An 11,367-nucleotide genomic window follows, 5' to 3' on the forward strand; every position below is an offset into this window, starting at 1 on the left:
AGGCTCAGTCCCGTGGTAGACCCCACCGAACCGGTTGTAATGGCAGACAAATCTGTGATCGCCGGACTGGACTATTGGCGCACCCTTCCCATCAAGCAGCAGCCGGCCTGGCCGGATGCCGATGCCGTCGCGGCCGCCTCCGCCGAGCTGGCCACCCAGCCGCCGTTGGTCTTCGCCGGCGAGGTGGACATCCTGCGCGACCGCCTGGCCGAGGCGGCCCGCGGCGAGGCCTTCCTGCTGCAGGGCGGCGACTGCGCCGAGACCTTCGGCGGCGCCACCGCGGAGCAGATCCGCAACCGGGTGAAGACAGTGCTGCAGATGGCTGTCGTGCTCACCTACGGTGCGTCGATGCCCGTGGTGAAGATGGGCCGCATGGCCGGTCAGTTCGCCAAGCCCCGCTCCAGCGACTTCGAAACCCGCGGCGGCGTCACCCTGCCGGCCTACCGCGGCGACATCGTGAACGGCTACGACTTCACCCCGGAGTCCCGCGAGGCCGACCCCGACCGGCTGGTGAAGGCGTACCACACGTCGGCGTCCACCCTCAATCTCATTCGCGCCTTCACCCAGGGCGGCTTCGCGGACCTCCGCCAGGTGCACAGCTGGAACCAGGGCTTCGCCAAGAACCCGGCCAACCAGCGTTACGAGGGCCTGGCCAAGGACATCGACCGCGCCATCAAGTTCATGATCGCTTGCGGGGCCGATTTCGAGGCCATGCGTCGCACCGAGTTCTACACCAGCCACGAGGGCCTGCTGATGGACTACGAGCGCCCCATGACGCGGATCGACTCACGCACCGGAACGCCGTACAACACCTCGGCGCACTTCGTCTGGATCGGCGAACGCACCCGGGAGATCGACGGCGCCCACGTGGACTTCCTGTCCCGCGTGCGCAATCCGATCGGCGTCAAGCTCGGCCCGAGCACGTCGATCGACGACATGCTGCGCCTGATCGACAAGCTCGACCCGAACCGCGAGCCCGGCCGGTTGACCTTCATCACCCGGATGGGCGCCGGCAAGATCCGCGACGCCCTGCCGCCGCTGCTCGAGGCGATCAAGGCCAGCGACGCCATGCCGCTCTGGGTCACCGACCCGATGCACGGCAACGGCGTCACCACGCCCACCGGCTACAAGACCCGTCGCTTCGACGACGTCGTCGACGAGGTCAAGGGCTTTTTCGAGGCGCACCGCGCCGTGGGGACGCACCCCGGCGGCATCCACGTGGAGCTCACCGGCGACGACGTCACCGAGTGCCTCGGTGGCTCGGAACACATCGACGAGGCCGCCCTGGCGACCCGCTACGAGTCGCTCTGCGACCCGCGGCTCAACCACATGCAGTCGCTCGAACTGGCGTTCCTGGTCGCCGAGGAGCTCGCGGCCCGCTAACCCGCACGACCAGCACCACCGAGTTGCCCCGTTCCGGACGAGCTGCTCCCGTATCCCGGGGCAACTCGTCCGTAGCGGGGCATCTCGCATCTGACGCCAGCAGGAGACGGTAGGTCTAGCCGAAGGGGTTGGTGGGGGTCAGGGTGATGGAGCTGCCCTTGGCCGCGAGGGTACCTGCCGCCGGATCCGTCGACTTGATGCTGATGATCGCCGCAATGGCATCCGCGGCGAGGTTGTAGTTCAGCTTGAAGCCGAGGTCGGTGAGCACCTGCTTGCCCTCGCTCCAGGCCATCCCCACCACATTAGGGATCTCCACCGGCTCTGGGCCGCGGGAGACCGTGAGGATGAGAGTCGAGCCTGCCCGAATCGGACCCTCCTCGGCAGCGGCGACCGAGATGACGTCGCCCTCTGCGATGGTGTCGCTGTAGGTTTCCTCGCCTGCTGTGGCGACGAGGCCCTTGTCTTCGAGGATGCTGACGGCGTCATCGAGCGACTCCCCACCGACGTCGGGGATGGGTCCGAGCGACACCACGAGATTGACGTTGAGCCCCTCGAAGTAATCACCGCCCGCCGAGATGTCGCTGCCGTCGCTCTCCCGGCTGGCCGAGAGCACCAGGCCCTCCTCGACGTCGCCGTTGAACACCTCGTCGACCTGACCGGGAACGGCCTTCGCTTCGGCGATGGCCGAGGCGGCGGCATCCGCGCTGAGACCGGCCAGCGGCGGCAGCGTGATCGGCGCGGGTCCCTGCGAGACGTTGAGGGTCACCGTGCTGCCCTGGGCAACTCGGGCCCCGTCGCCGGGGTCGGTGCTGACGATCAGCCCGGCCGGGATCTCGGTGCTGTATTCGGTGCCCTGCTCGGCGACGAGGCCGAGCCCTTCGAGTGTCGCCGTAGCCTCCTCCGGGCTCACCGAAACCAGGGAAGGAACCTGGACCTCCGAACCTGGACCGGCACCGAAGTACCAGCCGACACCGCCGGCCAGGGCGGCCAGGAACACGATCAGGGCGAACAACCAGTAACCCCGGCGGCGGCGCTTCGTGGCACTGCCCGCGAGCTGGGCGGTGTTGTCGGGTTCGTCGTCGTCTGCTGGCGTGACTGCGGCGGCGGGCGCGACAGCCAGAGGGCTGCGGCCGAGGATTTGGGTTTCGGCGTCGGCCGATGCGGCCGCGATGCCCCGGGGGAGCACCATGGTGGCCTGCATGGCTGTGTCGCCTTGGGGCCTCACGAGTTTTTCCACGTCGAGAAGCTGGTCGAGCATCACTCTGGCATCACGGGGACGCTCTTCGGGGTCGCGTGCCGTCGCCCAGAGCACGAGTTCGTCGAGCTCGGTGGGAGTGCCGGGCGCGACCAGGCTGGGCATCGGCACGGTGTCGTTGGCGTGCTGGTACGCCACCTGCATGGGAGCCTCACCGACATACGGCTGCTCGCCCGTGAGCATCTCGTAGGTCATGATGCCCAGGGCGTAGATGTCGCTGCGGGCGTCGGCGATGCCGCGGGTGACGAGTTCGGGGGAGAGGTAGGCCACGGTGCCGAGCAGGGCCTGACCGGTGGCGGTGTTGTTGTTCACGGCGCGGGCGAGGCCGAAGTCACCGATCTTGATGCGACCGTCGTCAGCGAGCAACACGTTCTCAGGCTTGACGTCCCTGTGCACGATGCCGGCCTTGTGTGCGGCTGCGAGACCCGAGAGCACCGCCTCGAGGATGTCCATGGTCTGCTCGGGCGTGAGCTTGCCGTAGTCCTTGAGCAGGTCACGCAGCGTGATGCCGGGCAGGTGCTCCATCACCAGGTAGGCGATGTCGGCATCCTGGCCCTGGTCGAACACGTTCACCACGTTGGGGTGGGCGAGTCGGGCCGCGGAGCGGGCCTCCTGGATGAAGCGACTGCGGAACGCATTGTCGTCGGCCAGGTGGCCGTGCATGATCTTGATGGCCACCCGGCGCTCGAGGCGCAGGTCGGTGGCGAGGTACACGGTGGCCATACCGCCGCGGGCGATCCGGGAGCGCACCTGATAGCGGCCGTCGATGAGACGGCCGATCATGGGGTCTGTGGGGCTTTCGGTCACCCGATGAGTCTACGGAAAAGTCGGGCGTTCCTCTGGACGGCCCGCAGCGCGGCGTGACACGATTCGGTCACTGATCCTTCGGATCGCCGGTTTCAGCCGAGGTCGGCAAGCCAACTGCGGGCGGATGCTTCCCAGTTGGCGTAGAGGTCGGGGTGTCCGGACAGCTGAACGGCCTGTGCCGCCTGGGTGACCGTCATGGCCTCCCAGCCCGGGATGTCCAGGAGCCCACGGGTGATGCCGGGGTTCGGGTTCACCGATCCGCCGAAGAAGGCCCGGGTGGCCCGCTCCGCGTCCATGACCTGCTCCTCGGTGCCCCAACCGGAACTGGGGCGCTGCTGGAAGAGGCCGAGCGAATCGCGGTCGCCGTAGTCGATGTTGCGCATGCCGGATTCCTGCGCGGCGGCGGCCAGAGCCACGACGAGGGCAGCATCGCTCGCGCCGGCGTCCCGTCCGACGGAGATGATCAGGCGGGCGTTCGCGGCCATGTCCGCTGTGAGGGGCGTCACGGTACCGCGGGCCGGAGCGGGTGTGATGACCACGGCGGGGACAGCGTTGAGGACCGGTGCGGTGCTTGTGGGTGCGGGGCTCGCGGATGCGGCGCCGGGGAGGGTCAGCACCTGGCCGGGGTAGATGATGCTCGAGTAGCCCAGGCCGTTGGCTTCGAGGATCGCCTGCACCGAAACGCCGGCGCCGGTGGCGACCTTGTCCACGGTGTCGCCGGCCACCACAGTGTGGCTGCCGGGCGTCGAGGCCCTGACAGTTGTCGAGGCGACCGTCGTGACGGGGGCAGCGGCCGAACCGGAGGCGGGCAGCACGATGACCTGGCCGGGGAAGATGATGCTGTTGCGGCCGAGACCGTTCACGCTGAACAGGGCGTCGGTGGGCACCCCGTGGGCGGCCGCGACGCCGCTGAGCGTGTCGCCGGACTTGATGGTGTACCTGGTGAGTTCGGTCGCGACAGGGGCAGGGGTGGCGGCGACGGCGATCGGCGCCGTGGACAGGGTGAGAACCTGGCCGGGGAAGATCACGGCGGACCAGCCCAGCCCGTTCAGGGCCAGGACCGAGGCCGTCGACAGGCCGAACTTGCCGGCGATGGCGCTGATGGTGTCCCCGTCGACGACGGTGTACTGGCTGGGTGCGGGCGTCGCCGTGGCCGGCTGAACGGCCTGCGCCGGCTTCACGGCGACCTGCGGCACCGTGGTGCGGCTCTTCAACGGCTTCTTGAGGGCGGTGGCGGCCTGGGCCGGTGATGCCAGGTTGAGCACGATCGCGAGGGTGCTCACCACAACAAGGGGAATGCTGGCGAAGGCGCCGATGGACCGCCGCATTCCGGTCGGAGCCGGACGGTGCCGTGCTGAGCTGGTCTCGACGGGGGAGTCCGGTCGGACCGTCCCCGTTTCGATCTTGCTGGCTCTAACCGACATGACGCTCCGCTCGTTGACTACTCGTCGACAGCTGTCTCCGTGAGAGCTGACGTGTCCTCAACGCTGACACAGATGGAATGCCGAGTCAATTAACCACGCGGGTACGCCGCAGGAAGTGTCAGGAATTGGCGACGAAGCAGGGGTTTGTCGGCGATGACGAATCATGGGAAGCTTGAGGAGTGACCGAATCGTCTTCTGTTCAAACATCCGCCTCCGGCCCAGACTGGCTCGACATTCCCGACCTCGTAGAGGTCCTCGGTATCAGCCACAGCCGGGTTCGGCAGCTCATCGAGGACAAGCACCTGCTGGCCGTCCGCCGCGACGGCAAGGTCAACGTGCCCGCCTCCTTCATCCGTGATGGCGCGCCGGTCGGTGAGCTTCGCGGCACCCTGATCGTGCTCGCCGACGACGGTTTCACCGACGACCAGGCCATGGAGTGGCTGCTCGAGGTGGACGACAGCCTCGGAGTTCCCCCGATCGACGCACTTCTGGCCGGCCGCAAGGCCGAGGTCCGTCGCGTCGCTCAAGCCCTGGCCTGATCGCACTTTCGATCCACGCCCCCGCGCCCCCGTCATTAGACGAGGTGGCGGGGTGCTGAGACACGCGCCGCGCTACTAGAAGACGCGCCGCGTCACCGTCCCGGCAAAGTCGGTCAGCTCTGCCGCGACCCCGGCCGCCACGTCCGAACCGGTCAACGCCTCCAGCGCCTGGCCGACGTTCTGCTGGATGAGGGTCTCCACCCTGTCGACGGCTCCGCTGTCCACGATGATCTGTTGCAACGACAAGATCTGATCCGGCGTCAGGTCGGGCCGGCCGAGCAGCCGGTCGACGGTGTGCAGCGAGGACGTGTCCAGGCGCTCCCTCGCCAGAGCGATCAGGACTGTGCGCTTGCCCTCGCGCAGGTCGTCCCCGCTGGGCTTGCCGGTCACTGCTGCGTCCCCGAAGACTCCGAGCAGGTCGTCCCTCAGCTGATAGGCGATGCCGAGCGGCAGGCCGAAAGCACGCAGGGTGTCCAGCTGGTCGTCGGTGGCTCCAGCGAGAGCGGCGCCGATCACGAGGGGAGCCTGAACGCTGTACTTGGCCGACTTGAAGATGATCACCCGCACGGCGCGGTCGAGGAGCTCCGCCTCCGGCTGGGTGAGCCAGGCGCGTTCCTCGAGGATGTCCAGATACTGGCCGGCCGTGACCTCGGTGCGCATCAGGTTGAACTCCCGCCGCGCGCGACGGGCGCTGACCCGGTCGGGGGCGTCGTCGAGGCCCTCGTCGAGTAGCTCGTCGCTCCAGCCCAGCAGGAGGTCGCCGAGCAGGATCGCCGAGGCCCGGCCGAAGTCACCGGGGCTGCCCGCCCACCCTTCGGCGCCGTGCAGGCTCTCGAAGCGGCGGTGAGCGGATGGCGCACCGCGGCGGGTGTCGGAATTGTCGATGATGTCATCGTGCACGAGCGCCGCGGCGTGGAAAACCTCCAACGCCGAGGCGACCGACACAATGCCTGCGGTCCCGCCCTGCACACCGGCGGGAGCGCCCGCCGCGGGGTGCCCGGGGGAGGCCGTAACGCTCTGCCAACCGAGGTGGGCGAACTGGGCCCGGAAGCGCTTTCCGCCGCTGAGAAACTGCCGTGAGAAGTCGACCAGCACAGCCAGGTCGCCGCTGATGGTCGTCACAATTGACTCACGCGTATTGATGAATTCGTCGATACGAGAATGAACCAGATCGACCAGTCGAGTGCTTTCGGTCACCTGCCTAGCCTAGCCATCTCGGCGGGACTAGAATTAGGGTCTAATCCGCTCGATCCCCAATTGGAGGAATGAGATGCCGCTTTCAGAACAAGAGCAGCGACTCCTCGAAGAGATGGAGCGCAGTCTCTATCACAACGATGCCGAATTCGTGGCGAGCGTTGGAGGCACCCGCCTCCGCCCCAACTACCGTTCTATTGTGCTCGGAGTACTCGCCGGCGTCGTCGGGATAGCGACTCTTGTCGCCGGTGTCGCGGTGCAACAGCTGTGGCTGGGTATCGTCGGATTCATCATCATGTTCGGAGGTGTGCTCCTGGCCATCACGCCTGGCCGCACAGCTCGGGCGACGAGGCCGTCGTCCAGCCAGCCCCGCCGTCCGGCTCAAGCTCGCAGCCAGCAGGGCTTCATGGACAAGCTCAATGACCGCTGGGACCGTCGACAGGACGGCCAGCAGTAATCACTCAGCAGTAATCACTCAGCAGTAACCAGCAACGCCCGCCCTCACCCAGACGGCGGGCGTTCTGCATTCCCCGGCTCCCGGCTCCCGTCGCCCGCCACCCCGAACCCTCCCTTTTCACCCACTTCGTCTCACCAAACAGGACCGGCCACCAGGTCGGTCCATTTTTGCGCCCAAAATGTCCCCAAACGGCCCCAAAGCGTGGGATTTTCCTCCACCCAATGATTCCCAGTGTTTTCAGGGAATAATCAAGCAAGTTCGCAGCAATATCGCGCGTTTTCCAGACGCGGTGGTTGATAGTGGAGTAAAGTGGAGCAACACCTGACCTTGGCCGGAAGAGAGGGGTGATGAATGTTCCTCGGGACCTATGCCCCCAAGCTCGACGAAAAAGGACGCGTCATCCTGCCGGCCAAGTTCCGCGAGGAACTCTCGACCGGCATCGTCATGACGCGCGGCCAGGAACGGTGCCTGTACGTCTTCACCTCGCGTGATTTTGATGAGGTGCACGAAAAGATCCGCCAGGCGCCCATCACGAGCAAAGAAGGGCGCGACTTCTTTCGTGTCTTCCTGTCCGGAGCCAGCGCCGAAACACCCGACAAGCAGAACCGGGTGACCATCCCCGCCAACCTCAGGGCCTACGCGGGCCTGGGCCGCGACCTCACGGTGATCGGCGTGGGCAACCGCGTGGAGATCTGGGATACCGAGGTCTGGGACCTCTACCTCATCGAGCAGGAAGCCTCGTTCGCCAACATCACGGAGGAGGTGATTCCGGGACTCTTCTAGCTCCTGGTTCCTGACTCCCAGCCGTTGCCCTCCTGACACACTTCCCCGGTGCCAGGCGGAACGGATGGGGATCAGGCTCCAGGATCCGGCCCCGGCAGCCATGAACAACAACAACAACGACACGAACAACGAGATGAACAGCGACAAGACCCCCGATGCCTCGGCCGAACGGCCGCAGCTCAACGAGATCCACACCCCGGTGCTGCTCGAGCGCAGCATCGAGTTGCTCGGCCCGGTCCTGGCCGCGCCCGGCGCGATCCTCGTCGACGCCACCCTCGGCATGGGCGGTCACGCCGAGGCCATGCTGACCCGGTTCCCCGGTCTCACCCTGGTGGGCCTGGACCGCGACCTCGACGCCCTGGCCATCGCCGAGGAACGCCTCAAGCCGTTCCGAGACCGCATCCACCTCGTGCACACCGTCTACGACGGAATCCTCGACGCGCTGGCCGGCCTCGGTATCAGCGAGGTGCAGGGCATCCTCTTCGACCTCGGCGTCTCCAGCATGCAGCTCGACCAGGTCGAACGCGGCTTCTCGTACTCCAAGGATGCTCCGCTGGACATGCGCATGGACAGCACGTCGCCGCTCACCGCCGAGCGGATCCTCGCCGACTACAGCGAGGGCGACCTCCGCCGCATCTTCCAGGAGTACGGCGAAGAGAAACTTGCCGGCCGATACGCCAAGGCGATCGTGGAGGCCAGGGCGACGACCCCGTTCGTGCGATCCGCCCAGCTTGTCGAGGTGATCACCAAGGTCACTCCGGTTGCCGTGCAGCGCATGGGGCACCCCGCCAAGCGGGTCTTCCAGGCGCTCCGCATCGAGGTCAACCAGGAATTGGCCGTCCTCGAACGCGCCATCCCCGCCGCGATGGAGGCGGTGGCCGTCGGCGGCCGCATCGTCTCGATGGCCTACCAGTCGCTCGAAGACCGCATCGTCAAGCGGATGTTCGCTGCCGCATCGCAGTCGAGCGCCCCTGCCGGCCTCCCCGTGGAACTCCCGGAGCACAAACCGCTGTTCACCCTGCTGATCCGGGGCGCCGAACTGGCCTCCGAAGAAGAAAAAGCCATCAACCCCCGTGCAACATCGGTTCGCCTGCGTGCCGCCGAACGACTGAGGAGAGCCGAATGAGCGACAACCTGGCCCGGGTGCTGACAACAGAACCGCTGCGCCCCGACTTCACCGAACGCAGCGGCGCCGACGAACGCCGCCACATCGAGATCGTGAGCCCCAGCACTCACACGCGTCCCCGCGTCGTCTACGCGCTGTCGGCGGTGGCCTGTGTCGGTGCCGTCATCGTGGCTCAGCTGTTGCTGAGCGTGGGGATCTCTCAGGGTGCCTATGAGATCTCGGCCCTGCGAGCCAGCCAGGTCGAACTCGGCCGCACCGCCGACAGCGTGAGTGAAGACCTCATCCGCGTGTCCTCGCCGCAGAGCCTCGCCGCCAATGCCGAAGCACTCGGCATGGTCAGCAACTCCACCCCGGCCTACCTGCGGCTGTCCGACGGCGCCGTTCTCGGGGCGCCGACCTCCGCCAGCGGCGGAGCGGCCGGCGCCGCCAGCCTCGTTCCCAACTCCCTGCTCACCGGGGTTCCCCTCGTCACCCAGCTGCCCGCCGGCGGCCAGGGAACCAGCATCGCCTCCGGCGCGCCTGCCGCCGGAACCGCCCCTGCGGCGGTTACGGTAGCCGACGGCCTGCCGTCGCCGACCACTCGATAGACACGGCAGTCCGATACGGGAGGACCACCACGTGGCGAGAACACACATGTCCAGCAAGCGCAGGATCGCGGCGACCATCGTTGTACTCGTCGCCATCATCGGCGTGTTCGTCGTTCGCCTCGTCGATATCCAGGTGGTGCGCGCTGACACCCTCAGCGCCGACTCCCTCGGCAACCGGTCGGTCGAGAGAACCGTCTACGGCTCGCGCGGTGAGATCCTCGACGCCAACGGCGTGGTGCTGGCCGGGACCGTGATGCGGTACGACGTGGCACTGTCGCCCAAGAACGCCTCGCCGTTCACCCGCACCGTCGACGGGGTCGAAACCACGGTGCCGCTGGCCCAGTCCGTGGCGGACATCGGCGCCATCGTGGGTATGCCCACCGAGAAGGTCCAGGCCCTCATCACCGAGGCCCTCGCCGACAACCCTAAATCGGACTACGCGCTCGTCGCCAGGCAGGTCGGCGTCGATGCGTTCCGGGCTCTGTCCGCCCTCGATATCCCGTGGCTCACCTTCCAGCAGAACCCGGGCCGGGTCTACCCCAACGGCGCCGTCGCCGGCAACCTCGTCGGCTTCGTCTCGTCGGCGGGCGAGGCTCAGGCAGGCCTGGAAGTGGGCCAGGATTCCTGCCTCGCCAGCAACAACGGCTCGGAGACCTACGAGCGCGGCGCCGACGGCGTGCGGCTGCCGGAAAGCACCGTGACCACCGAGCCCGCCTCCGACGGCAGCGACGTCATCACCACCATCGACTCCGACCTGCAATTTTTTGTGCAGAAGGTGCTCGCCGAGCAGGCCCAGAAGACCGGAGCAGCGTGGGGCAACGTCATCGTGCAGGAGGTCAAGACCGGCAAGCTCGTCGCCGTGGCCGACTACCCGAGTGTCGACCCCAACGATGTCAGCGCCACGACCAACCCAGAGGATCGCGGCTCCCGCGCCTTCACGGCCTCCTACGAGCCCGGCTCCACCTTCAAAGCCCTCACCGCGGCATCCGTGATCGACGCCGGCGTGGCGACCCCCGAATCCCAGGTCGTCGCCCCCTACCGTTACCTGCCGGAAAACGGCGCCAACATCAATGACAGCTCATCACACCCCGACCTCAACCTCACCCTCACCGGGGTACTGATCGAGTCGTCCAACACCGGCACATCGCAGTTCGGCGAGCGTCTGACCAATCAGCAGCGCTACGACTACATGACCAAGTTCGGGGTCGGCACCGAAACCGAGACCGGCTTCCCCGGCGAAGACCCCGGCATTCTGCACCCGGCCGACGAGTGGGACAATCAGACCCAATACGCCACAATGTTCGGCCAGGGCCTGACCACGACGGCCCTGCAGGTGTCGAGCATCTACCAGACCATCGCCAACGGCGGCGTCCGGATGCCCGTGCAGCTGGTCTCCGGCTGCCGCGCCGCAGACGGCACCCTCACCGACGTTCCCGCGGCGGAGGGCACCCAGGTCGTGTCAGCCGAGGCGGCCCGCGACACTGCGGACATCCTCGAAATGGTGTACCAGAAGGCCTGGCTGGCCGACACCTGGGAAATCCCGGGCTACCGGGCCGCCGCCAAGACCGGTACCGCACAGATGCCAGACGGCAACGGCGGGTACTCCAAGGGCTACCTGGTATCGGTCTCAGGCTTCGCTCCGGCCGACGATCCGCAGTACGTCGTTTCGGTGAGTCTGGCCGACCCTGTTAACATGAATTCGTCAGCAGCCCCCGCTCCGGTCTTTCAAGAGGTCATGAGTCAGGTGCTGAAAAAGTACCGGGCAGTTCCCTCGGGCGCCGCCGCGCCTGATCTCCCCGGTACCTGGTAAGA

General features: G+C 67.1%; 10 protein-coding genes. 7 read left to right on the plus strand and 3 right to left on the minus strand.

Annotation, left to right across the window (positions count from 1 at the left end):
* Positions 1-39 precede the first annotated feature (39 nt).
* Entirely contained in the window at positions 40-1,383 is a 1,344-nt protein-coding gene (locus B7495_RS07635) for a class II 3-deoxy-7-phosphoheptulonate synthase (protein WP_088456047.1), read from the plus strand.
* A gap of 115 nt (positions 1,384-1,498) precedes the next feature.
* Here B7495_RS07635 and pknB read toward each other — a convergent pair whose 3' ends face one another.
* Together pknB and B7495_RS07645 are read right to left on the minus strand one after the other, a co-directional pair.
* Complete coding sequence (pknB, locus tag B7495_RS07640; RefSeq protein ID WP_088456048.1) at positions 1,499-3,445, minus strand: Stk1 family PASTA domain-containing Ser/Thr kinase; 1,947 nt, start codon at positions 3,443-3,445, stop codon at positions 1,499-1,501.
* A gap of 92 nt (positions 3,446-3,537) precedes the next feature.
* Positions 3,538-4,869, minus strand: a complete 1,332-nt coding sequence (locus B7495_RS07645) for a LysM peptidoglycan-binding domain-containing protein (protein WP_240632445.1) — start codon at positions 4,867-4,869, stop codon at positions 3,538-3,540.
* 179 nt (positions 4,870-5,048) lie between these two features.
* Here B7495_RS07645 and B7495_RS07650 point away from each other — a divergent pair, with 179 nt between their 5' ends.
* The gene (locus tag B7495_RS07650; protein ID WP_088456050.1) at positions 5,049-5,408 is read left to right on the plus strand and encodes an Rv2175c family DNA-binding protein; all 360 of its coding nucleotides are present in this window, start codon (positions 5,049-5,051) and stop codon (positions 5,406-5,408) included.
* 75 nt (positions 5,409-5,483) lie between these two features.
* On the opposite strand, the gene B7495_RS07655 is transcribed toward B7495_RS07650, so the two are convergent.
* Positions 5,484-6,605 (minus strand): polyprenyl synthetase family protein, encoded by a 1,122-nt coding sequence (locus B7495_RS07655; protein ID WP_088456051.1) that lies wholly within the window; start codon positions 6,603-6,605, stop codon positions 5,484-5,486.
* Positions 6,606-6,678: 73 nt separating this feature from the next.
* Between B7495_RS07655 and B7495_RS07660 the strand changes: the two genes are divergently transcribed.
* The 5 genes from B7495_RS07660 (at position 6,679) to B7495_RS07680 (ending at position 11,365) form a co-directional block, all read left to right on the plus strand.
* Positions 6,679-7,059: a DUF3040 domain-containing protein gene (locus tag B7495_RS07660; RefSeq protein ID WP_088456052.1), complete on the plus strand. Its 381-nt coding sequence runs from the start codon at positions 6,679-6,681 to the stop codon at positions 7,057-7,059.
* A gap of 351 nt (positions 7,060-7,410) precedes the next feature.
* Positions 7,411-7,842 (plus strand): division/cell wall cluster transcriptional repressor MraZ, encoded by a 432-nt coding sequence (gene mraZ / locus B7495_RS07665; protein ID WP_088456053.1) that lies wholly within the window; start codon positions 7,411-7,413, stop codon positions 7,840-7,842.
* Between the two features lie 133 nt (positions 7,843-7,975).
* Complete coding sequence (rsmH, locus tag B7495_RS07670; protein WP_088457976.1) at positions 7,976-8,968, plus strand: 16S rRNA (cytosine(1402)-N(4))-methyltransferase RsmH; 993 nt, start codon at positions 7,976-7,978, stop codon at positions 8,966-8,968.
* Complete coding sequence (locus tag B7495_RS07675) at positions 8,965-9,555, plus strand: hypothetical protein (RefSeq protein ID WP_088456054.1); 591 nt, start codon at positions 8,965-8,967, stop codon at positions 9,553-9,555. Before rsmH ends, B7495_RS07675 begins: the two co-directional genes overlap by 4 nt.
* 31 nt (positions 9,556-9,586) lie before the next feature.
* Positions 9,587-11,365: a penicillin-binding protein 2 gene (locus B7495_RS07680; RefSeq protein ID WP_240632446.1), complete on the plus strand. Its 1,779-nt coding sequence runs from the start codon at positions 9,587-9,589 to the stop codon at positions 11,363-11,365.
* The last annotated feature ends 2 nt before the right edge of the window (positions 11,366-11,367 follow it).

This window comes from Cryobacterium sp. LW097 (assembly GCF_002205495.2).
GTDB classification, from domain to species: Bacteria; Actinomycetota; Actinomycetes; order Actinomycetales; family Microbacteriaceae; genus Cryobacterium; species Cryobacterium zongtaii.